Source organism: Micrococcus sp. TA1, assembly GCF_014199555.1.
Classification (GTDB): Bacteria; Actinomycetota; Actinomycetes; order Actinomycetales; family Micrococcaceae; genus Citricoccus.
On record NZ_JACHNW010000001.1, the window covers coordinates 1,319,062 to 1,341,608 of the forward strand.

Genomic DNA, 22,547 nt, shown 5'->3' on the forward strand with positions numbered 1-22,547 from the left:
TTCGTGTCCTCCCGCGTCATCCCACGGGTACGGTCCGGGCCGGCGGGCGCTAGCGTGGAACCATGCGCGACTTCACCTGGGATCCGGAGCAGTACAGCGTCTTCGCCGACCGCCGGGCCCGGCCCTACCGCGACCTGACGGCCCGGATCCGTATCGCCGATCCCCGAGTGGTCGTGGACCTCGGCTGCGGCCCCGGCAACATGACGGCCACCCTCGCCGAGCGCTGGCCCGACGCGCACGTGACCGGACTGGACTCCTCGGCGGACATGGTGGACACCGCCCGCCGGCTGGCCGCCGAGCCGGGGGCGCCGGCCAACCTGTCCTTCGAGCAGGTGGACGCCCAGCGCTGGCAACCGGGCGCCGACGTCGACGTGGTGGTCTCCAACGCCATGCTCCAGTGGATCCCGGACCACCGCGACCTGGTCGCCGGCTGGCTGGCCGCCCTCCGGCCGGGGGCCTGGTTCGCCGTCCAGGTGCCCGGGAACTTCGAGGCACCCTCCCACGCCACCATGGCCGAGCTGTCCCGCCGCCCGGAGTACGCGGCGGCGCTGGAGGGCGTGATGGAACGCGAGTCCGTCTACACCACCGAGGAGTACCTGGAGACCCTGATCGCGGCCGGCTATGAGGCCGACGTCTGGGAGACCACCTACTCCCAGCCGCTCACCGGGTCCGATCCCGTCTATGACTGGGTCCGCGGGGCGGCGCTGCGTCCGTCGCTGCAGCGGCTGGAGGAGGCTGACCGGCGCGACGGCACGAACCTGGTGGAACGGTACGTGGAGGAGTACAAGCGCATCATGCGCGCCTCCTACCCGACCTACCTCACCCCGGACGGGGTGCGGCTGACCGACTACCCGTTCCGCCGCATCTTCGTGGTCGGGGTCAAGAGCGACCTGGCGCCCAGCATCTGAGCCGGGCCGTTCACCAGCCGCGCTCGCGCCACTGCGCCAGGTGCGGTCGCTCCGCGCCGAGCGTGGTCGGGTCCCCGTGGCCGGGATGCACGATCATGTCGTCCGGGTACACGTCGAACAGCCTGCCCACCACGTCGGCGAACAGGGACTCGAACCGCTGCGGGTCCTGCTGCGTGTTGCCCACGCCCCCGGGGAACAGCGAATCGCCGCTGAAGCACAGCGGCGGCCCGTCCTCGGGCTCGTAGACCAGGGCCACCGAGCCGGGGGTGTGGCCGCGGAGCCCGACGACGGCCAGCGAGATCCCGTTGAAGGCCGCGGTGTCCCCGTGGTTCAGCAGGACCTTGGCGGCCACGCCGGTGGCCTCCTCGATCGCGGCGGCGTCCGCGGTCCCCGCGGCCGTGGGCACGCCCGTGGACTCCGCCACCGCGGCCAGCGCCCGGACGTGGTCCCAGTGCTGGTGGGTGGTGATGATCACCGCGAGCTTGAGCTCGCAGGGGGTGTCCTCGCGCGCCGACTCCAGCAGTTCCCGGACCGCCTCCGCGTCGTCCGCGGCATCGATCAGCACCTGGGTCCCGGAGGTCTTCGAGGTCAGGACGTAGACGTTGTTCGCCATCTCGGAGACCGAGCGTTGTCGGACCGTCACTTGGGGCAGGTCGTGCAGCAGCCGGATCGGTGAGGTGGAAGAAGGCATGCGACCCAGTCTAGGGACGTTGACGCTCCGAAGGGCAAGGCCGCCGGGGAGGTCAAGACCCGGTCCGCGCCGTTCGCTAGGGTGGGGCCATCAGCGGGTGCACGGCAGACGGGGGAGTGCTGGTGGAGGACGAGAGCGCGGCGCGGGCGCCGCAGCAGGGATCGGTGCCGGCCTGGCTCGTCAAGGCCCTGGCCATCAACACCTCCTCCACCGTCCCGCCGTTCGAGCAGGTCCGCACCGGACTGCTCGACCTCATCCACCGCAACCGGTTGCCGGTCGGCACCAAGCTGCCGACCGTGCGCGGTCTCGCGGCCGCCCTGGGGGTCGCCGCCAACACCGTGGCGCGCGCCTACAAGGAACTGGAGCAGGCCGGCGTCGTCACGGCCCGGCCCCGGCTGGGCACCGTGGTGGCCCGCGGCGGCGACGACGCCGAGGACCGGCTGGCCGCGGCGGCCACCGCCTACGCGGAGGCCGCGCAGGCCCTCGGGTTCACGCGGCGCCAGGCGGTCCGGCAGCTCGAGGCCGTCTACCCGCCGTCCTGAGCACGGGCGGCGGTGCCGCAGGCGCGCCCGGGGCCGGTTACGCTCTCGGCCGACGTTTCGAAGATGTCTTCGAAGGCGTCCTCCAATAGACTGGACGGCGTGCCCGATACCCCTCTGACGATCACTGACCAGACCATTCCACCCACCACCGCCCGCGGCCTGGCCTCGGGCCCGGACAGCGGTGGCCATCGCCACGACCCGGACCGGATCGTGGTCAAGGGAGCCCGGGAACACAACCTGAAGAACGTCGACCTGGACATCCCCCGGGACTCGCTCGTGGTCTTCACCGGGCTGTCCGGGTCCGGGAAGTCCTCCCTGGCCTTCGACACGATCTTCGCGGAGGGCCAGCGCCGGTACGTGGAGTCCCTGTCCTCCTACGCGCGCATGTTCCTGGGCCGGGTGGACAAGCCCTCGGTCGACTTCATCGAGGGCCTGTCCCCGGCGGTGTCGATCGACCAGAAGTCGACGAACCGGAACCCGCGGTCCACCGTCGGCACGATCACCGAGGTCTACGACTACATGCGCCTGCTGTGGGCGCGGATCGGCGTGCCGCACTGCCCCGAGTGCGGGGAGCCGGCCTCCAGGCAGTCACCCCAGCAGATCGTCGACCAGTTGTCCGAACTGCCGGGGAAGACCCGCTTCCAGGTGCTGGCCCCCGTGGCCCGGGGCCGCAAGGGCGAGTTCGTGGACGTCTTCTCCTCCCTGGCCACCCAGGGCTTCTCGCGCGCCATCGTCGACGGCGAGCTCATCCAGCTCTCCGACCCGCCCAAGCTGAAGAAGCAGGTCAAGCACACCATCGCCGTGGTCGTGGACCGGCTGGCGATGAAGGACGGGATCCGCCAGCGGCTCACCGACTCCGTGGAGACGGCGCTGAAGCTCGCCGACGGCCTCGTGGTGGTGGACTTCGTGGACGTGGACGCCGGGGTGGATCCGGAGAAGGCCAACGCCGGTGAGTGGGACGCCGTGGACGCTGAGGGGAACCGCAAGTACCGCTCCTTCTCGGAGAAGCTGTCCTGCCCCAACGGCCACCAGCTGTCCATCGACGAGATCGAGCCGCGGTCGTTCTCCTTCAACAACCCGTTCGGGGCCTGCTCGGTCTGCACCGGCATCGGCACCCGGCTCGAGGTGGACGAGGACCTGGTGGTCCCCGACCCCGACCTCTCCCTCGCCGAGGGCGCCATCGCGCCCTGGTCCATGGGCAAGTCCACGTCCGAGTACTGGAAGCGCCTGCTGTCCGGCCTCGCCGACGAGGTCGGGTTCTCCATGGACACGCCGTGGAAGAAGCTGCCCGCCGCGGCCCGCAAGGCCGTACTGCACGGCAAGGACTTCAAGGTCGTGGTCCAGTACCGCAACCGCTTCGGCCGCGAACGCCGGTACACTACCGGCTTCGAGGGCGTGATCGACTACATCCACCGCAAGCACCTGGAGACCGAGTCGGACAACGCGCGGGACCGCTACGAGTCCTACATGCGCGAGATCCCCTGCGCCGCCTGCAACGGCACGCGGCTGAACCCGACGTCGCTCTCCGTGCTGGTCGGCGGGAAGTCCATCGCCGAGGCCTCGGTCCTGCCCATGCGGGACGCCATCACCTTCCTCGAGGCACTGGAGCTGTCCGCCCGCGACCGGCAGATCGCCGACCAGGTCCTCAAGGAGATCCTGGCCCGGCTGCACTTCATGCTCGACGTCGGCCTCGACTACCTGAACCTGGAGCGCCCGGCGGGAACGCTCTCCGGCGGCGAGGCCCAGCGCATCCGGCTGGCCACCCAGATCGGCTCCGGACTGGTGGGCGTCCTCTACGTCCTGGACGAGCCGTCCATCGGGCTGCACCAGCGGGACAACCGCCGGCTGATCGAGACCCTCAACCGGCTCCGCGACCTGGGCAACACCCTGATCGTGGTGGAGCACGACGAGGACACCATCGCCGAGGCCGACTGGATCGTGGACATCGGTCCCCGGGCCGGCGAGCACGGCGGCGAGGTGGTCCACTCCGGGTCCCTCGAGGACCTGAAGGCCAACGAGCGCTCGATCACCGGGGACTACCTCTCCGGCCGCCGCGCCATCACGCTGCCGGCCGAGCGCCGCCCCGTGGACAAGGACCGCAAGCTCACCGTGGTCGGGGCGCGGGAGAACAACCTGCAGGACGTCACCGTGGACTTCCCCCTCGGGGTGCTCACCGCGGTCACGGGCGTCTCCGGCTCGGGCAAGTCCACCCTGGTCAACGAGATCCTCTACAAGGTGCTGGCGAACCAGCTCAACAACGCCCGCCACGTTCCCGGCCGGCACAAGCGCGTGAACGGCCTCGAGCACCTCGACAAGGTCGTGCACGTGGACCAGAGTCCGATCGGGCGCACGCCGCGGTCCAACGCGGCGACCTACACGGGCGTGTTCGACACCATCCGCAAGCTGTTCGCGGACACCCAGGAGGCCAAGGTCCGCGGCTACCAGCCCGGCAGGTTCTCGTTCAACATCAAGGGCGGCCGCTGCGAGTCCTGCTCCGGGGACGGCACCCTGAAGATCGAGATGAACTTCCTGCCGGACGTCTACGTGCCCTGCGAGGTCTGCCACGGCGCCCGGTACAACCGCGAGACCCTCGAGGTGCACTACAAGGGCAAGAACATCGCCGAGGTGCTGGACATGCCGATCGAGGAGGCCGCCGAGTTCTTCTCCGCCTACTCCAAGATCTCGCGGTACCTCAACACGATGGTGGACGTCGGCCTGGGCTACGTCAGGCTCGGCCAGCCGGCCACCACGCTCTCCGGCGGCGAGGCCCAGCGCGTCAAGCTCTCCGCCGAGCTGCAGAAGCGCTCGAACGGCCGCTCGATCTACGTGCTGGACGAGCCGACCACCGGCCTGCACTTCGAGGACATCCGCAAGCTGCTCGGCGTGCTGCAGTCCCTGGTGGAGAAGGGCAACACCGTCATCACCATCGAGCACAACCTGGACGTCATCAAGTCGGCCGACCACCTGATCGACCTCGGTCCCGAGGGCGGTTCCGGCGGTGGCACCATCGTGGCGACGGGCACCCCGGAGCAGGTGGCGAAGAACCCGGCGAGCCACACCGGCCGGTTCCTCGCCGAGGTCCTGTGACGGCGGCGACGCCCGCCACCGGCAGCCCCCGTCCGGCCGTCCTGCTGGACCTGGACGGCACCCTCGTGGACCCCGCGGGGGCCATCACCGGGGGCATCGCGGCGACCCTGGCCCGCCACGGGCTGCCCGTGCCGGGACCGGAGCGGCTGCGCGCACTGGTCGGCCCCCCGTTGCGGGAGGGACTGCGGAGCCTGGACGGGGTGACCGAGGACAACCTGCTGGTCCTGATCCGCGAGTACCGCGCCGGCTACCGGGACCACGGGATGGCCGCGAGCGTGGTCTACCCGGGCATCCGCGAGGCGCTGGAGGACCTGGGCCGGGACCACGACCTGGTGGTGGCGACCTCGAAGCCGGTCTCGAGTGCACGCCGGCTGCTGGGCATCCACGGCCTGGACCACCACTTCGTGGCCATCTGCGGCTCCAGCGACGACGAGACCGCGCCCGTCCCGCCCGGGGGCACCAAGGTGCAGGCGATGGCCGAGGCCCTGGCCGCCGTCGGGATGGACGGGGGCGGGAAGCCGCGTGCCGTGATGGTGGGCGACCGGCACTTCGACCTCGACGGTGCCGCGCACCACGGCCTGCCCGGCATCGGGGTGCTGTGGGGCTTCGGCGAGCGGGACGAGCTGACCGCCGCCGGGGCCGAGGCCCTGTGCGACAGCCCGGCGGAACTGCCCGCGCTGTGCCGGTGCCTGCTGGGCGAGCGGGCCATCCAGCACTGAGCACACTATGATGGACCGGTCCGCCGGTCCTCAACGGAACCGGTGCGGACCAGCACGTACCCACGCAGCGAGAGGATGGACATGGCGACCAACGAGGCCGTGCGCTGGGGGTTCCGTGCCGCCCTGAAGGTCTCCTGCCGCCCCACCGTCACCGGGCTCGAGAACGTCCCGCGGACCGGCGGGTTCATCGTGGCCAGCAATCACCTGTCCTTCCTGGACTCGGTGATCCTGCAGGCGCTCATGCCGCGGATGGTCCACTTCTTCGCCAAGTCCGAGTACTTCACGCAGCCGGGCCTCAAGGGCCGGGTGATGAAGGGCTTCTTCGAGTCCGTCGGGTCGATCCCCGTCCAGCGCGACCAGCAGGCCGCCTCCGTGGCCGCGCTCGACCAGCTGGTGGAACTCGTGGAGGCCGGGTCCGGCGTGGGGATCTACCCGGAGGGAACGCGCAGCCGGGACGGGCGGCTCTACAAGGGCCGCACCGGCGTCGGCTGGCTCGCGCTGGCCACCGGCATGCCGGTGGTCCCCGTGGGGTTGCGGGGCACGGACCGGCTCCAGCCGCCGGGCACGAACCGCGTCACCCCGCACCACTTCAGCCTGACCGTGGGCGAACCCCTCCAGTTCGAGCACCTCGGTCGCAAGCACCCGCTGCCGCCGCGCAAGCAGGCCACCGCCCAGGTCATGGAGGCGATCGCCGCGCTCACCGGCCAGGAGCGGGTGGAGCAGTACAACGCCCCGGTCGGCGGGCCCCGGGACTGATGCGGGACTGATGCGCCATGGCTGATCCGGCCAGCTACCGGCCGAGGCCCGGTGAGGTTCCTACCTCCCCGGGGGTGTACCGTTTCCGCGACCCGGACGGCCGGGTCGTCTACGTGGGCAAGGCCAAGAACCTGCGCTCCCGCCTGGCGTCCTACTTCCAGGACCCCGCCGGGCTGCATCCGAAGACCCGCGCCATGGTGTTCACCGCCTCCTCGGTCGAGTGGACGGTCGTCGGCTCGGAGCTGGAGGCCCTGCAGCTCGAGTACACCTGGATCAAGCAGTACACCCCGCGGTTCAACATCATGTACCGGGACGACAAGTCCTATCCGTACCTGGCCGTGACCATGAACGAGAAGTACCCCCGCGTCCAGGTCATGCGCGGGGACCGGCGCAAGGGCGTGAAGTACTTCGGGCCGTTCCACCCCGCCAAGGCGATCCGCGAGACCGTGGACCTGATGCTGCGGGTGTTCCCCGTGCGCACCTGCTCCGCCGGCGTCTTCCGGCGCGCGGAGCTCTCCGGCCGGCCCTGCCTGATGGGCTACATCGACAAGTGCGCCGCGCCCTGCGTGGGCCGCGTCAGTGCCGAGGACCACCGCCAGCTCGCCCAGGACTTCTGCGACTTCATGGCCGGGGACGCCCACCGGTACATCCGCCGGCTCGAGGAGCAGATGAAGGAGGCCGTGGCCGAGCTGCGCTACGAGGACGCCGCCCGGCGTCGGGACGACATCGCCGCGCTGAAGCGGGTCTTCGAGCGCAACGCCGTGGTGCTGTCCGAGTCCACCGAGGCGGACATCTTCGCCTTCGCCGAGGACGAGCTGGAGGCGGCCGTCCAGGTCTTCCACGTGCGCGAGGGCCGGATCCGCGGCCAGCGTGGCTGGGTGGTCGAGAAGGTGGAGGACGTCTCCGGGCCGAAGATGGTCGAGCAGCTGCTCGAGCAGGTCTACGGGTCCCTCGAGGACTCCAGCCGCATCCCGCGTGAGGTGCTGGTCCCCGAGCTGCCGGAGGACGCGGAACAGGTCGCCACGCTGCTGACCGGACTGCGCGGTGCCCAGGTCAGCCTGCGGGTGCCCCGGCGGGGGGACAAGCGCGCCCTGATGGAGACGGTGCAGGAGAACGCCCTGATGGCGCTGCGACTGCACAAGACCCGCCGCTCCGGGGACCTGACCACCCGCTCGGCCGCGCTGCGCGAACTGCAGGAGGCCCTGGAGCTGGACGAACCGCTGCTGCGGATCGAGTGCTACGACATCTCGCACGTGTCCGGCACGAACGTCGTCGGGTCCATGGTGGTCGTCGAGGACGGGCTGCCCAAGAAGTCCGACTACCGCAAGTTCGCCGTCACCGGGGAGGCGGCCCGGGACGACACCGCCGCCATGCACAACGTCCTGACCCGCCGCTTCCGGCACTACCTGGAGGACCAGGAACGCAACGGGTCCTTCACCACCGGTGAGATCCCCGACGCCGGCCCCGACGGACCGGAGGGCGCCGCCCCGGCCGAGGCGGGCGCCCGGCGGTTCGCCTACCCGCCCTCCCTCGTGGTGGTCGACGGCGGCCCCGCCCAGGTGGCCTCCGCCGCACAGGCCCTCGCGGACCTCGGGATCACCGACCTGCCGGTGGTCGGACTGGCCAAGCGCCTCGAGGAGCTGTGGCTGCCGGGGGAGGAATTCCCGGTCGTGTTGCCCCGGGCCTCGCAGGGGCTCTACATGCTGCAGCGGCTGCGCGACGAGTCCCACCGCTTCGCCATCACCTTCCACCGGCAGAAGCGTGCCAAGTCGATGGTCTCCTCAGTCCTGGACGGGATCCCCGGGCTCGGCCCCACCAAGCAGAAGGCGCTGCTCAAGCACTTCGGCTCGGTGAAGCGGATCCGGGCGGCCGGACTGGACGAGCTCCGTCAGGCCCCGGGCATCGGTGCCGCCCTGGCCGCCGCCGTCCACGCCTCCCTGCATCCGGGCCAGGCGGCCGACGGGGCCCCGGGACAGGCGGGGGAGCAGGCCGTGGACCAGGTGGCGGACCAGTACGGGATCAACCTGACCACCGGGGAGATCCTGGACTGACACTGGGTAGGCTGGACGCATGAGCGACGGCCTGATCCCGGTGAAACCGGCCACTTCCGAGGTACTCATCGTCACCGGCATGTCCGGGGCAGGACGCACCACCGCCGCACACGCCCTCGAGGACCACGGCTGGTACGTGGTGGAGAACATCCCCCCGCAGCTGTTCGGCACCCTGACGGACCTCGTGGGCCGCTCGCCCGAGGCCATCCCGCGGATGGCGCTCGTGGTCGACGTCCGGTCCAAGGACCTGTTCACGGACATCCAGGAGGCCCTCGAGCAATTGCGCGCCCAGGGCGTCGACTACCGCGTGCTGTTCCTGGACGCCGCGGACGACCTGCTCGTCCGCCGGTTCGAGTCCGCCCGCCGGCCCCACCCCCTCCAGGGCTCCGGCCGGATCCCGGACGGCATCGCCGCCGAGCGACTGCTGCTGAAGGACCTCAAGGAGCAGGCCGAGATCGTGGTGGACACCACCTCCATGAACGTCCATTCCCTGGCCACCACCATCACGGAGCTGTTCACCGAGTCCGGGCCGATCGTGCTGCGCCTGAACGTGATGAGCTTCGGCTTCAAGTACGGGCTGCCCCAGGACGCCAACTTCGTGGCCGACGTCCGGTTCCTGCCCAACCCGCACTGGGTGCCGGAACTGCGCCCCTTCACCGGCAAGGACGCGGCCGTCTCGGACTTCGTCCTGGGCCAGAACGGGGCGGCGGAGTTCGTGGACCGCTACGTCCAGGCGCTGCTGCCGGTCCTGGAGGGGTACCGCCGGGAGAACAAGCACTACGGCACCTTTGCCGTCGGCTGCACCGGCGGCAAGCACCGTTCCGTCGCCGTCGCCGAGGAGCTGGCCCGCCGGCTCCGCCAGCAGCCACGGGTCACCGTGAACGTGCAGCACCGGGACCTGGGGCGGGAATGAGCACGCACTTCACCGGCCAGTTGCCCCTGGTCCCGGTCTCCCAGTCGATCGCCGGGGGCACGTACGACCCCACCCTGCGCGTCACCGCGCTGGGTGGCGGGCACGGGCTCTCCGCGACGCTGCGGGCCCTGCGCCTGATCGCCGGGGAGATCACGGCCGTGGTCACGGTGGCGGACGACGGCGGGTCCTCCGGGCGCATCCGGCAGGAGATGGACGTGCTGCCCCCCGGTGACCTGAGGATGGCGCTCGCCGCGTTGTGCGACGACACCGACTGGGGCCGGACCTGGCGTGACGTCATGCAGCACCGCTTCCACTCCAAGGAGGGCGTGGACGGCACCCTGGACAACCACGCCCTGGGCAACCTGCTGATCGTGGCCCTGTGGGAGCTCCTCGGCGACCCGGTGAGCGGGCTCCGCTGGGCCGGGGCGCTGCTGGGCGCGCGCGGCCAGGTCCTGCCGATGTCCACCATCCCCCTGACGATCTCCGGTTCGGTCCTCGCCGAGGGCCGCAATGGCGAGCTCATCCGGCGCACCATCTCCGGCCAGGCCTCGCTCGCCGCCGCCGGCCGGAACACCCGGGTCTCGCAGATCCAGCTCCAGCCGGACGATGCCCCGGCCTGCCGGGAGTCCCTGGAGGCCATCGAGCTCTCCGACTGGGTGGTCCTCGGCCCGGGGTCCTGGTACACCTCGGTCCTGCCGCACCTGCTGCTGCCGGAGCTGCGGGAGGCCCTCGAGGGGACCACCGCCCGCCGGGCCTTGGTGATGAACCTCGCCGTGGACACCGCCGAGACCTCCGGCATGAGCGCCGCCGACCACCTCGAGGCGGTGCACCATCACGCGCCGGACCTGCGGATCGACGTCGTGCTGGCCGATCCCGACGCGGTCCAGGACCGGGCCGGCTTCGAGAAGGCCGCCTCCCGTCTCGGTGCGGCCGTGCAGTTTAGTAAGGTAGGGGCCGGTTCCGGGACGCCGGTGCACGATCCGTTGCGCCTGGCCCTGGCCTTTCAGGAGGCCTTCGCGAGATCCTGACCCCCTGCGCGTACCCACCCGGCCGGTGCCGGGCCACCACGAGTTCAAGTGAAAGATGTGAGGCGACCCATGGCCCTGACTGCTGCGGTGAAAGAGGAGCTGACCCACCACGCGGTCAGGAGTTCCTCTGAGCGCAAGGCCGAGGTGTCGGCGATCCTGCGCTTCGCCGGCGGGCTGCACATCATCTCGGGGCGCATCGTCATCGAGGCCGAGCTGGACAACGCGGCGGCGGCCCGGCGCCTGCGGACCGCGATCGCCGAGGTCTACGGGCACGGCAGCGAGATCATCGTGGTCTCCGGCGGCAACCTGCGCAAGGGCAACCGCTACGTGATCCGGGTGGTGCGCGACGGCGAGTCCCTGGCCCGGCAGACCGGTCTGCTGGACGTGCGGGGTCGCCCCGTGCGCGGTCTGCCGCCGGCCATCGTCAACGGCTCCGTCGCCGATTCCGAGGCCGTGTGGCGCGGGGCCTTCCTCGCCCACGGGTCGCTGACCGAACCGGGCCGGTCCTCCGCCCTGGAGGTCACCTGCCCCGGTCCCGAGGCCGCCTTGGCCCTGGTCGGTGCGGCCCGGCGCCTGGGCATCACCGCCAAGGCCCGGGAGGTGCGCGGCGTGGACCGCGTGGTCATCCGCGACGGGGACGCCATCTCGGCGCTGCTGACCCGGATGGGTGCCCATGACACCGTGCTGGTGTGGGAGGAACGCCGTACCCGCAAGGAGGTCCGGGCCACCGCGAACCGACTGGCCAACTTCGACGACGCCAACCTGCGCCGCTCGGCCCAGGCGGCCGTCGCCGCCGGCGCCCGGGTGGAGCGCGCACTGGAGATCCTCGGCGAGGAGGTCCCGGACCACCTGAAGTACGCCGGACAGCTCCGGGTCCAGCACAAGCAGGCCTCGCTGGACGAACTGGGCCGGCTGGCCGATCCGCCCATGACGAAGGACGCGATCGCCGGGCGCATCCGGCGCCTGCTGGCCATGGCGGACAAGCGCGCCGCGGAGGAGGGCCTGCCCAGCACCGACGCCGCCCTGCACGCCGAGGCGCCGTCCGCCGCGGACGGGGACTAGGCTCCGGCCCCGCTCCCGGAACGCACCCGCTCCCGGGGCCGGGTGGCGGCGTACCAGCCGCTGAACAGGAGCACGATCAGGACCACGTCCACGGCGTCCCCGCCGTAGTACATCAGCTGGGCGCCGGCCTCGCCGTCCGTCCGGTCCACCCCGTCCGGCGGCTGCGCGTAGAGCCACTTGGCCAGGACCGAGTGGGCGGCGATGAAGGCGACCAGCACCGCCGAGCGCAGGACCATCGAGGTCCGGTGCGGATCCGGGTCCGGACCCACGAGCGCGGCGGTGAGCAGACAGCCGGCCAGCAGCACGTGGGCGTGCACCAGCGCGTGCACCAGGGGTGAGGCGTGCATCAGGGGGTACAGCGCCGTCGTGTACAGGACCCACAGCCCGCCGGCAGAGAGCACCGCCGCAACCACCGGGTGGGTGATGACCCGCACGGACCGTCGGCGCAACAGGCGCGTCAGGGACCGTGCCGCGCGCACGGGCAGCGCCCGCAGGGCCAGGGTCACCGGGGCGGCCAGCACCAGCAGCAGGGGAGCGATCATGCCCAGCAGCAGGTGTGCGCTCATGTGGGCGGTGAAGCCCTCGCGGGCGGCCCGGGCGAGGGGCCCGAGCAGCGCCGCCCCCACGCACCCCAGCCCCGCGTACCAGCACAGGGCCCGCCGGACCGGCCACGGGGAGCGGCCCCGGGACGCCCACAGGCCCAGCGCATAGCCCAGCGCGGCCACCGTCAGCAGCAGCACGACGGCGACGTCGGCCAGGAACCAACCCAGGGCGTCGGCACCTCCGGAACCGCCGGGGGCGGGTCCCCCTCCGTGCCCGTGGTCCATGCGGGCCGCGATCATCCGGCGGCCGGTGCCGGCCGGGTCCACCACAGGAAGGCGGACCCGAGGAGCAGGAGCAGCGCGGCCGAGCCGATCCAGGCCAGGTCATACGGCAGCAGGTCCACGTGGTAGCGGATCTGGTGGATCCCGAGCACCTTGTGGTTGATGACCCCGTCGAACAGCTGGAAGGCCCCGACCCCGGCGATCACGGCCCCCGTCCACCGGCGCCAGGGCACGTCGCCGCGCCGGCGCACGTCCGCGAGCAGGAACAGCCCCCAGACCGTGATGAACCACCCGAGGGCGTGGAAGACCCCGTCGGCGGCCAGGGCCACCTCCGGGGTGGACAGGTCGTAGAAGTGATGCCACTGCAGGCCCAGGTGGAAGACGAACAGGTCGATCATCGACGCCGCGATGCCACAACCGAAGAGGAACCCCGAGGCGACCGCGCGCCGGCCCCCGCGGGCCCCGGACCGCTGCTCCACACCGGGGCCGGCCTCACCACCGGCACCGGTTGCCGTGCTCGACATCGGTCCACCCCCTGGGTCGGCATGCTGAGGACCCCTCATTGTCATCATCCCCGCGGCGTCCCTGGCAACGACGCGGGCGCGGCGGGATGCCCCGGGTTGCCCTCTGCGTGCCGGTGACCGGGCGGGACACCGGCCGGACATTGTGGCTGACAGCGGAATCATTGACCAGACGGGCCCCGCCCATGCATAGGATGAGACAGATGGCTCCTTCTCGGGGCCACGAACCGCGGGGCCTGTCGCACAGGTCCCGGCCACACGTCCACCAAGGAGGAATAATGGCTGAATTCACCCTGCCGGAGCTGGATTACGACTACGCCGCTCTCGAGCCGCACATCTCGGCGAAGATCATGGAGCTGCACCACTCCAAGCACCACGCCACCTACGTCAAGGGCGCCAACACCGCCCTGGAGAAGCTCGCCGCGGCCCGCGAGGCCGGCGACTTCGGCTCCGTGAACCAGTTCTCCAAGGACCTGGCCTTCAACCTCGGTGGCCACACCAACCACTCCATCTTCTGGAAGAACCTCTCCCCGAACGGTGGCGACAGGCCCGAGGGCGAGCTCGCCGCCGCGATCGACGAGTTCTTCGGCTCGTTCGACAAGTTCCAGGCCCACTTCACCGCCGCCGCGCTGGGCATCCAGGGCTCCGGCTGGGCCGTGCTGGCCTACGAGCCGATCGGCGGCAACCTGGTCATCGAGCAGTTCTACGACCAGCAGAACGGCGTGCCGGTCGCCACCATCCCGCTGTTCCAGCTGGACATGTGGGAGCACGCCTTCTACCTGGACTACCAGAACGTCAAGGCCGACTACGTCAAGGCCGTCTGGAACATCGTCAACTGGGCGGACGTCGCCGCCCGCTTCGAGGCCGCCCGCACCGGCGCCCCGAAGCTGATCACCCCCTGATCCGATGAAGTGCCCGGGGCCGGCCGGCCTGTCACAGCCCGGCCGGCCCCGCCCATGCCGTCTCCCCGCAGTCCCTCGTCGTCCACCCTCCCAGCACGACTGAAAGGCATGACCGTGACCAAGATCGCCATCAATGGATTCGGCCGCATCGGCCGGAGCATCCTCCGTGTCCTCGAGCAGGACGGCCATGACCTGGAGCTCGTGGCCGTCAACGACCTCACCGGTGCCGAGGACCTGCTGTACCTGACGAAGTACGACTCCGTCATGGGCCGGTACGGTCACGACATCGACCTCGTGGACGGCAACCTCGTGGCGAACGGCCGGACCATCCGGGTCTTCTCCGAGAAGGACCCGGCCGACCTGCCCTGGGGCGAGCTCGGCGTGGACATCGTCATCGAGTGCACCGGGCACTTCACGAAGGGTGAGCAGGCCCGCAAGCACCTCGAGGCCGGGGCGAGGAAGGTCGTCCTGTCGGCCCCCGGCAAGGGCATCGACGGCACGTTCGTGATGGGCATCAACGACGGGGACTACGACCCCGGGACCATGGACATCGTCTCCAGCGCCTCCTGCACCACCAACTGCCTGGCCCCGATGGTCCAGGTGCTGCACGAGTCCTTCGGGATCATCGACGGCATCATGACCACGGTCCACGCCTACACCGGCGACCAGAACCTGCACGACGCCCCCCACGCCAAGGACCGTCGGCGCGCCCGGGCCGCCGCCCAGAACATCGTCCCCACGTCCACCGGCGCGGCCAAGGCCATCGGCGAGGTGATCCCCGAGCTGAAGGGCAAGCTGGACGGCTTCGCCCTGCGCGTGCCGGTCATCACCGGATCGGCCACGGACCTGACCGTCGAGCTGGAACGGGAGGCCTCCGTGGACGAGGTCAACGCCGCCTTCCGGGCCGCCGCGGAGTCCGGTCCGCTCTCGGGCGGACGACTGGTCTACTCCGAGGACCCGATCACCTCGACCGACATCATCGGCGCCCCGGCGGCCTGCACCTTCGACGCGCCGCTGACCAAGTCGATCGGCAAGACGGTGAAGATCCTCGGCTGGTATGACAATGAGTGGGGTTACACCTCCCAGCTCGTGGACCTGACCTCCCTGGTCGCGTCCAGGCTCTGACCACGCCATCGCACCGCATCGAGCCGCAATCCCCTTCAGAGAGGCACTTTCGCATGACCGCCAAGACCCTTGACGACCTGCTGCAGGAGGGCGTCGCCGGACGTCACGTCCTGGTCCGCTCGGACCTGAACGTCCCGCTGGACGACGGGACGGTGACCGACGACGGCCGCATCCGCGCCTCGCTGCCGGTCATCACCGCGCTGGCCGACGCCGGCGCCCGGGTGATCGTCATGGCCCACCTGGGCCGTCCCCAGGGCCAGGCGGACCCGAAGTACTCCCTGCGGCCGGCCGCCGACCGGATGGCGGAGCTGTCCGGTCGCGACGTGCGCCTGGCCGGCGACGTCACCGGGGATTCGGCCCGTGAGCAGGCGGCCGCGATGTCCGACGGGGACATCCTGCTGCTCGAGAACGTCCGCTTCGACCCGCGGGAGACCTCCAAGGCCGACGCCGACCGCGAGGCGCTGGCCGCGGAACTGGCAGCCCTCACGGGGGAGCACGGGGCCTACGTGGACGACGCCTTCGGCGCCGTGCACCGCCGCCACGCCTCGGTCTACGACATCGCCGGGAGACTGCCGTCCTACCAGGGCGCCCTGGTGGCCCGGGAACTGGACGTGCTGTCCCGCCTCACGGGAGACCCCGACCGCCCGTACGTGGTGGTGCTCGGCGGGTCCAAGGTCTCGGACAAGCTCGCCGTGATCGACAACCTCATGGAGCGTGCCGACACGCTGCTGATCGGCGGCGGCATGCTCTTCACCTTCCTCAAGGCGCAGGGCCACGAGGTGGGCGCCTCGCTGCTCGAGGAGGACCAGGTCCCGGTCGTCACCGAGTACCTCCGGCGCGCCCAGGACGGCGGCTGCCGGATCGTGCTCCCCACGGACATCGTGATGGCCTCCGGCTTCGCCGCGGACGCCGACCACGAGGTGCTGCCGGTGGACCGCCTCACCGCGGGCGCACACGGGGAGAAGGCCATCGGCCTGGACATCGGACCCGAGACCCGGGCCGCGTTCGGTGAGGAGATCCGCGGCGCGCACACCGTGTTCTGGAACGGGCCCATGGGCGTGTTCGAGTTCGAGGCCTTCGCCCACGGCACCCGCACGGTGGCCGAGGCACTCACGGAGTCCCAGGGGCTCACGGTCGTCGGCGGCGGGGACTCCGCGGCCGCGGTGCGGACCCTGGGCTTCGAGGACTCCCAGTTCGGCCACATCTCCACCGGGGGCGGTGCCTCCCTCGAGTACCTCGAGGGCAAGACCCTGCCGGGCGTCGCCGCCCTGGAGACCGCCCCGGCGGCCGGCCAGGCAGGTGCCGGGGCATGACCTCCCAGACCAACGGCGTCTATGACCGCACCCCGCTGATCGCGGGGAACTGGAAGATGAACCTGGACCACCTCCAGGCCGTCACCCTCGTCCAGAAGCTGTCCTGGACCCTGGCCGACGCCGACCACGACTTCGAGCGGGTCGAGGTGGCGGTCTTCCCGCCGTTCACCGACCTGCGCAGCGTGCAGACCCTGGTCGCCGGGGACCGGTTGCCGCTGGCCTACGGGGCACAGGACCTCTCCGCCGAGGACTCCGGTGCCTTCACCGGGGAGATCTCGGGCCAGTTCCTGGACCGTCTCGGCTGCCGTTACGTGCTCGTGGGGCACTCCGAGCGGCGCACCCTGCACGGCGAGGACGACGCGCTGCTGAACCGGAAGCTGCAGGCGGCCCTGCGCCACGGGCTGACCCCGGTGTTCTGCGTCGGCGAGGGCCTGGAGGTCCGCCGGGCCGGCGGGCACGTGGAGCACACCCTGGCCCAGGTGCGGAACGGCCTGTCCGGACTGTCCGCCGAGGCCGTCTCCGGGCTCGTGGTCGCCTACGAGCCGGTGTGGGCCATCGGCACCGGTGAGGTGGCCGGGCCGGCGGACGCCCAGGAGATGTGCGCCGCCCTGCGCGCCGAGCTGGCCGGCCTCTACGACGACGCCACCGCCCGGGGCGTCCGCCTGCTCTACGGCGGCTCGGTGAAGTCCGGGAACGTGGCGGCGATCCTGCGGGAGCGCGACGTGGACGGCGTCCTGGTGGGCGGCGCCAGCCTGGACGAGTCCGAGTTTGCTAGCATTGTCAGGTTCGAGCACCACCTGCTGACCGACTGACCGGCGCACCCCCAATGGAAAGAGTGACGTGGACGTCCTGACCCTCATCCTGCAGATCACCCTGGCGCTCATCAGCGTCCTGCTGGTGCTGCTGATCCTGCTGCACAAGGGCCGTGGCGGTGGCATGTCGGACATGTTCGGCGGGGGCGTGACCTCGTCCCTGGGCGCCTCCGGCGTCGCCGAGAAGAACCTGAACCGCCTCACGGTGACGCTCGGCATCACCTGGGGTGCGATCGTCGTGGCCCTGGGCCTGATCATGCGGTTCTCCCAGGACTTCTGAGCCTTTCGGGCAGCCGGGACGCCGGCGAGAGCCGCCGGCGCTGCCCCGCCCGTGCCTCAGCGGGCGGCCGCACCGTCCAGCCACCAGGTCGTGGACATCGCACCCGAGACCACCGATGCCGGCCAGCGGGCCGCGTCGGTGGTCTTGGCGTTCCTGGCCCCACGCACGGCCGTGACGGCCTCCTGCTTGTCCAGGCCCGCGACCACGAACCACAGCCGCCGGGCGGTGTTCAGGGCCTCGAGGGTCAGCGAGACGCGCAGCGGCGGCGGCTTGGGGGAGTCCTCCACCCCGATCACCGTCGCGTCCCGGGCCTGCGGGCCCGGCAGGCCGGGGAACAGGCTGGCCACGTGGGCGTCGGGGCCCACACCCAGCATCACCACGTCGAACACGGGCAGCCGCGGGTCCGGACCGGGGTCGGCCTGGGCGTGCCGGGCCAGCTCGGCGGCGTAGCGTGCGGCGGCGGCGTCCGGGCCGGAGCCGTCGGCGGCCGGCACCGGGTGCACGTTGCCGGCCGGCATCCCGTGGCCGCCCACGAGCGCGTCCACCAACGCCGCCGCGGCCTGAACCTCATTGCGGTCAGGGTCGCCGGCGGCCAGGTGGCGTTCGTCGCCCCACCACAGGTGCACGCGCGACCAGTCCAGCGCCGGTTCCTCCCCGAGCAGGCGGGCCAGGGCGGCGAGGATGCCGGTACCGGTCCCGCCTCCCGTGAGGACCGCCGAGGCGCTGCCCCGGCCGCTGACGGCCTCGGCGAGGACACGGAGCAGTTCCCGGGCGGCGGCCCGGCACAGGGCTTCCCGGTCCCCGTAGACGCGGACGCAGTCCCCGCTGGGATCGGTGGTGATGGTCACGTGGTCATCGTTCACTGGGAAGTACCGCCTTCAGGTCGGTCAGGGGCAGCCCGTGGACCACCACGTCGCCGAACACCTCGTCGGGGTCCAGCCGCCGCAGCTCCTCGGCGAGGCACTCCTGGTCGCTGCGCTTGGGCAGGGAGATGCGCTGGACCGGCCGGCCCTGCTGGTAGAGGGAGGCGACGTCGCCCACGGGGCGGGAGAGCACGATGTCACCGTCGTCCCTGCGGAGCCGGACGGAGCGCATGCCGTGGCCGGCCTTGGAGTGGGCCATCGTCACGGGGACGTCCAGGCGGCGCGTGAGCCAGGCCGCCAGCAGCATGGTGGAGGGGGAGTCCTCGGCCCCGTCCACGGTGACGGAGCGGATCTCCGCCGGGTCCAGCCCGTCGAGGATGGCCGCCAGCTGGATGCGCCAGCCCGTCAGCCGGGTCCAGGCGAGGTCGGTGTCCCCGGCCCGGTAGGTCGTCCGCAGGTGCATCAACGCCGCCCGGGCGGAAGCCGCCGTGGCCGTGTCCGTGATCCGGCGGTGCGCGATGCGGCCCAGCGGGGACTCGGCCGGGACCTCCGGTGGCCGGTGCGGCCACCAGACGACGATCGGGGCGTCCGGCAGCAGCAGGGCGCCGATGAGCGACTCCGACTCCACCGCGTTGGATCCGGAACCGCGCAGCACCACGACGTCCGAGGCGCCCGCGTCCCCGCCGACCCGGATCTGGGCGTCCAGGGCGGTCTCCGCCTCGGGGTCGCCGACGGCGATCACGATGATCCGGCAGGGGTGCTCCCGGCTGGCCAGGTTGGCCGCCCGGATCGAGGACTCCACGTGATCGTCGGAGGTGGCGATGATGAGGGTGAGGACGCGTCCCAGGGTGACCACGCCGCCGGCCTGGCGCAGCCGGTTCATCTCCTTGGCCACCCGGGAGGTGGTGGTGTCCTTGACGTCGATGATCATCAGGGCCTCCTCCAGACACGGCCGTCGCGGGCCATCAGCTCATCGGCCGTGACGGGACCCCAGCTGCCCGGGGCGTAGGGCTCGGGCTGTCCGGGCAGCGAGGCCCAGTACTGCTCGAACGGGTCCAGGATGGCCCAGGAGAGCTCCACCTCGGCCTGGCGCGGGAACAGCGGCGGCTCGCCGAGCAGCACGTCCAGGATGAGCCGCTCGTAGGCCTCCGGGCTGTCCTCGGTGAACGCGTGACCGTAGCCGAAGTCCATGGTCACGTCCCGGACCTCCTGCTGGGTGCCGGGCACCTTCGAGGCGAAGCGGATGGTCACGCCCTCGTCCGGCTGGACCCGCACCACGATGGTGTTCTGGCCGAACTCGTCCTCCCGGTGGCCCGGGAAGAGCAGGTTGGGGGCTCGCTTGAACACGACCGCGATCTCCGTGACGCGTCGGCCCAGGCGCTTGCCGGCGCGCAGGTAGAACGGCACCCCGTCCCAGCGCCGGGTCCGGATGCCCAGCCGCAGCGCCGCGTAGGTCTCCGTGGTGGACGCCGGGTTGAAGCCCTCCTCGTCGAGGAAGCCGGTGACCTTCTCCCCGCCCTGCCAGCCGCCGGTGTACTGGCCCCGGGCCGAGGCGGCCCCGAGGTCCGCGGGGACCTCGACGGCGGCCAGCACCTTCTCCTTCTCGGCGCGCAGGTGGTCCGCGTCGAAGGAGATCGGCTCCTCCATCGCGGTCAGGGCGAGCAACTGCAGCAGGTGGTTCTGGATGACGTCCCGCGCCGCTCCGACGCCGTCGTAGTACCCGGCCCGTCCCCCGATGCCGATGTCCTCGGCCATGGTGATCTGGACGTGGTCGACGTGATTGGCATTCCACAGCGGCTCGAACAGCCGGTTCGCGAAGCGCAGCGCGAGGATGTTCTGGACGGTCTCCTTGCCCAGGTAGTGGTCGATCCGGAACACCGCGTCCGGCACGAACACCTGCTCGATGACGTCGTTGAGCTCCCGCGCGCTGGCCAGGTCGTGGCCGAAGGGCTTCTCGATCACCACGCGGCGCCACGGCCGGCCCGTGGCCCCAGTGCGCGCCGGGGAGGGCCGGGTGCCGGAGTCGTGGTGCCGTCCGGCCAGGCCGTGGTCGGCGAGCTGCTGGCAGACCTCCTCGAACCAGTCCGGGGGGATGGACAGGTAGAACGCGGTGTTTCCTCCGGTCCCCCGGGAGGACTCCAGGACGGCCAGGGTGTCGCTGAGCCGCTCGTAGGCCGCGGAGTCGTCGAAGGCGCCCGAGATGAACCGGAAGCCGCCGCGCAGCTGGTCCCAGACGGCATCGTTCCACTCGGTCCGGGCCGAGGCCTGCACGGAGGCGCGCACATAGTCGGTGAAGGCAGCGTCGTCCCAGTCGCGCCGCCCGTACCCGACCAGGGAGAACCCCGGGGGCAGCAGGCCGCGGTTGGCCAGGTCGTAGATGGCCGGCAGCAGCTTCTTGCGGGCCAGGTCGCCGGTGACGCCGAACAGCACCAGCGCGGAGGGTCCGGCGATCCGGGTCAGTCGCCGGTCACGGGGGTCCCGGAGCGGGTTCCTCGTCCCGCGGTCCTGGGCCGTCTCAGGCACCGCGGAAACCGTTGAGCAGCTGGGCGATGCCCTGACCGCGGTCGGTCAGGTGCACCCGGACCACCGTCAGCCCGTGCTCGCGCAGCACGGTGGCGTCACCGTCCGCCTGCGCGGTGATCAGCTGGCCGAAGGTGAAGGGCCGGCCGGGGATGGCCAGGTCGACGTCGGAGTCCGCCGTGATCTGCAGGAACACGCCCTCGGCCGGTCCGCCCTTGTGGTACTGGCCGGTGGAGTGCAGGAAGCGCGGGCCCCAGCCGAAGGTGACCGGCCGGCCGGACTCCCGGGCCAGGACGGCGCGCAGGGTCTCCAGCTCGGGGTAGCCCAGGCGGTCCAGGTAGGCCTGCACGGCCAGGTAGCCCCCCTCGGGCACCAGGCGGGCGACGGCGCCGAGCACCGAGGCCACGTCCGGGGCACCCACGACGTCGGCCGGGCCGGTGAGCTCGACGGCACCCATCACGGCGTCGGGCGTGCCCGGCGCGGGCGTGGCGTCCAGCAGGCCGCGGGCGGCGGTCTTGGCGGCCTCGACGTCGGGCTGGTCGAAGGGGTTGATGCCCAGGATCCGGCCGGCGGCCGCCGTCGCGAACATCCACAGGAGCAACTGGGAGCCCAGGGAGCCGAACACCTCCACGGCGTCCTCGGAACGGGTGGCCGGGTCGGTGCCGACCCGTTCCTCGCGATCGTCCGGGTCGGCGACGAGCCGGACCTGGAGCAGGTCACCGGCGTCCCCGGTGGTCTCGGGGTCCCCGGCGTCCACGACGACCGGGAGCAGGCCCGTGCCGTCCTTGCCGGTGGACTCGGCGATGAGCTGCTCGGCCCAGTCCGCGAAGCCGACCAGGCCGGACCCCTCGTCCGAGAACACCAGCTTGTCCCGCAGGGGATCCGTGCCGGCCATCGCCGCACCGAGCTGCAGGCCCGGGTTGTCCGGCTCGTCCGTGACGAGCACCTCGAGGGTCTCCTCGGCCTCGTCCAGCAACCGCGCGATGTCCACGCCGGCCAGGCCGGTCGGCACCAGCCCGAAGGCCGTCAGGGCGGAGTAGCGTCCGCCGACGGTCGGGTCCGCCGTGAAGACCCGGCGGTATCCGGCCTCCCGGGCGGACTGCTCGAGCGGGGACCCCGGGTCCGTGACGACGACCACGTGGGCCCTCGGGTCCACGCCGGCGTCGGCGAAGGCCTGCTCGAAGACCCGGCGCTGGGAGTCGGTCTCCACCGTGGACCCCGACTTGGAGGAGACCACCAGGACCGTGTCCTTCACGCCGGCGGCCAGCACGTTGCCCACCATCTCCGGATCGGTGGAGTCCAGGGTCGTCAGCGGCGCGCCCACGGTGGCCGCGATGACCTCCGGGGCCAGGGAGGACCCGCCCATCCCGGCCAGGACCACGCGGGTGATGCCCTCCGCGGCGAGTTCCTCGCGGAGCTGCTCGACCTGGGGCACCAGCGCGCGGGAGTCCTCGAACAGCGTCATCCAGCCCAGTCGCCTCGAGGCCTCGTCCTCGGCGGCCGGACCCCACAGGGTGGCGTCGCGCTCGGACAGGCGGCTGGCGAAGCGGTCCTGCACCAGGGCGGGCACGTGGCGGTCGATGGCCTCGAGTGCGGCGCCGGTGGCCTGCAGTCCGAGCGAGCTCATGGG

The 22,547-nt window shown here is 71.7% G+C and carries 21 protein-coding genes; 14 read left to right on the plus strand and 7 right to left on the minus strand.

What is annotated here, in order from left to right:
* Positions 1 to 62: 62 nt before the first annotated feature.
* Entirely contained in the window at positions 63 to 908 is an 846-nt protein-coding gene (locus tag GGQ69_RS05725; protein WP_183525751.1) for a methyltransferase domain-containing protein, read from the plus strand.
* A 10-nt stretch (positions 909 to 918) separates the two neighbouring features.
* Here the strand turns inward: GGQ69_RS05725 and GGQ69_RS05730 are convergent, their stop codons facing one another.
* On the minus strand, positions 919 to 1,599 hold the full coding sequence (locus GGQ69_RS05730) for an MBL fold metallo-hydrolase (RefSeq protein WP_183525754.1): 681 nt from the start codon (positions 1,597 to 1,599) through the stop codon (positions 919 to 921).
* A 122-nt stretch (positions 1,600 to 1,721) separates the two neighbouring features.
* Between GGQ69_RS05730 and GGQ69_RS05735 the strand changes: the two genes are divergently transcribed.
* From GGQ69_RS05735 to whiA, 8 genes are all read left to right on the plus strand, one after another.
* Positions 1,722 to 2,141 carry a GntR family transcriptional regulator gene (locus GGQ69_RS05735; protein ID WP_183525757.1) on the plus strand — a complete coding sequence of 140 codons (420 nt, stop codon included), beginning with the start codon at positions 1,722 to 1,724 and terminating at the stop codon, positions 2,139 to 2,141.
* Between the two features lie 63 nt (positions 2,142 to 2,204).
* A complete protein-coding gene (gene uvrA / locus GGQ69_RS05740; protein ID WP_255459425.1) occupies positions 2,205 to 5,228 on the plus strand; it encodes an excinuclease ABC subunit UvrA in 3,024 nt (1,007 codons plus the stop codon).
* A complete protein-coding gene (locus tag GGQ69_RS05745; RefSeq protein WP_183525760.1) occupies positions 5,225 to 5,947 on the plus strand; it encodes an HAD hydrolase-like protein in 723 nt (240 codons plus the stop codon). Before uvrA ends, GGQ69_RS05745 begins: the two co-directional genes overlap by 4 nt.
* A gap of 81 nt (positions 5,948 to 6,028) precedes the next feature.
* Positions 6,029 to 6,703 carry a 1-acyl-sn-glycerol-3-phosphate acyltransferase gene (locus GGQ69_RS05750; protein ID WP_183525763.1) on the plus strand — a complete coding sequence of 225 codons (675 nt, stop codon included), beginning with the start codon at positions 6,029 to 6,031 and terminating at the stop codon, positions 6,701 to 6,703.
* Positions 6,704 to 6,720: 17 nt separating this feature from the next.
* On the plus strand, positions 6,721 to 8,754 hold the full coding sequence (uvrC, locus tag GGQ69_RS05755) for an excinuclease ABC subunit UvrC (protein WP_183525766.1): 2,034 nt from the start codon (positions 6,721 to 6,723) through the stop codon (positions 8,752 to 8,754).
* Positions 8,755 to 8,773: 19 nt separating this feature from the next.
* Positions 8,774 to 9,667, plus strand: coding sequence for an RNase adapter RapZ (gene rapZ / locus GGQ69_RS05760; RefSeq protein ID WP_010142547.1), 894 nt, complete (start codon positions 8,774 to 8,776; stop codon positions 9,665 to 9,667).
* On the plus strand, positions 9,664 to 10,695 hold the full coding sequence (yvcK, locus tag GGQ69_RS05765; protein ID WP_183525769.1) for a uridine diphosphate-N-acetylglucosamine-binding protein YvcK: 1,032 nt from the start codon (positions 9,664 to 9,666) through the stop codon (positions 10,693 to 10,695). The genes rapZ and yvcK overlap by 4 nt, the downstream gene beginning before the upstream one ends.
* Before the next feature lie 69 nt (positions 10,696 to 10,764).
* Positions 10,765 to 11,757, plus strand: a complete 993-nt coding sequence (gene whiA / locus GGQ69_RS05770; RefSeq protein ID WP_183525772.1) for a DNA-binding protein WhiA — start codon at positions 10,765 to 10,767, stop codon at positions 11,755 to 11,757.
* Here whiA and GGQ69_RS05775 read toward each other — a convergent pair.
* Together GGQ69_RS05775 and GGQ69_RS05780 are read right to left on the minus strand one after the other, a co-directional pair.
* Entirely contained in the window at positions 11,754 to 12,629 is an 876-nt protein-coding gene (locus tag GGQ69_RS05775) for a cytochrome c oxidase assembly protein (RefSeq protein ID WP_183525775.1), read from the minus strand. The genes whiA and GGQ69_RS05775 overlap by 4 nt on opposite strands.
* A complete protein-coding gene (locus tag GGQ69_RS05780) occupies positions 12,596 to 13,105 on the minus strand; it encodes a DUF2243 domain-containing protein (protein ID WP_221243353.1) in 510 nt (169 codons plus the stop codon). Before GGQ69_RS05780 ends, GGQ69_RS05775 begins: the two co-directional genes overlap by 34 nt.
* A gap of 275 nt (positions 13,106 to 13,380) precedes the next feature.
* On the opposite strand from GGQ69_RS05780, the gene GGQ69_RS05785 reads away from it, so the two are divergent.
* The 5 genes from GGQ69_RS05785 (at position 13,381) to secG (ending at position 17,534) form a co-directional block, all read left to right on the plus strand.
* Positions 13,381 to 14,004 carry a superoxide dismutase gene (locus GGQ69_RS05785; RefSeq protein WP_183525778.1) on the plus strand — a complete coding sequence of 208 codons (624 nt, stop codon included), beginning with the start codon at positions 13,381 to 13,383 and terminating at the stop codon, positions 14,002 to 14,004.
* A 108-nt stretch (positions 14,005 to 14,112) separates the two neighbouring features.
* Positions 14,113 to 15,129, plus strand: coding sequence for a type I glyceraldehyde-3-phosphate dehydrogenase (gene gap / locus GGQ69_RS05790; protein ID WP_183525780.1), 1,017 nt, complete (start codon positions 14,113 to 14,115; stop codon positions 15,127 to 15,129).
* Positions 15,130 to 15,182: 53 nt separating this feature from the next.
* Positions 15,183 to 16,442, plus strand: coding sequence for a phosphoglycerate kinase (gene pgk, locus GGQ69_RS05795; RefSeq protein ID WP_183525783.1), 1,260 nt, complete (start codon positions 15,183 to 15,185; stop codon positions 16,440 to 16,442).
* Positions 16,439 to 17,254, plus strand: a complete 816-nt coding sequence (gene tpiA, locus GGQ69_RS05800) for a triose-phosphate isomerase (protein WP_183525786.1) — start codon at positions 16,439 to 16,441, stop codon at positions 17,252 to 17,254. The genes pgk and tpiA overlap by 4 nt, the downstream gene beginning before the upstream one ends.
* A gap of 28 nt (positions 17,255 to 17,282) precedes the next feature.
* Entirely contained in the window at positions 17,283 to 17,534 is a 252-nt protein-coding gene (gene secG / locus GGQ69_RS05805) for a preprotein translocase subunit SecG (protein WP_010142557.1), read from the plus strand.
* Positions 17,535 to 17,590: 56 nt separating this feature from the next.
* Here secG and pgl read toward each other — a convergent pair whose 3' ends face one another.
* From pgl to GGQ69_RS05825, 4 genes are read right to left on the minus strand one after another with little or no spacing between them, the layout of a single operon-like run.
* A complete protein-coding gene (gene pgl / locus GGQ69_RS05810) occupies positions 17,591 to 18,382 on the minus strand; it encodes a 6-phosphogluconolactonase (protein ID WP_370577117.1) in 792 nt (263 codons plus the stop codon).
* 4 nt (positions 18,383 to 18,386) lie between these two features.
* Positions 18,387 to 19,328: a glucose-6-phosphate dehydrogenase assembly protein OpcA gene (locus GGQ69_RS05815; RefSeq protein WP_183525789.1), complete on the minus strand. Its 942-nt coding sequence runs from the start codon at positions 19,326 to 19,328 to the stop codon at positions 18,387 to 18,389.
* Positions 19,328 to 20,920 (minus strand): glucose-6-phosphate dehydrogenase, encoded by a 1,593-nt coding sequence (gene zwf / locus GGQ69_RS05820; protein WP_183525792.1) that lies wholly within the window; start codon positions 20,918 to 20,920, stop codon positions 19,328 to 19,330. The genes GGQ69_RS05815 and zwf overlap by 1 nt, the downstream gene beginning before the upstream one ends.
* Positions 20,913 to 22,544 (minus strand): glucose-6-phosphate isomerase, encoded by a 1,632-nt coding sequence (locus GGQ69_RS05825; protein WP_183525796.1) that lies wholly within the window; start codon positions 22,542 to 22,544, stop codon positions 20,913 to 20,915. Before GGQ69_RS05825 ends, zwf begins: the two co-directional genes overlap by 8 nt.
* Between the last annotated feature and the right edge of the window lie 3 nt (positions 22,545 to 22,547).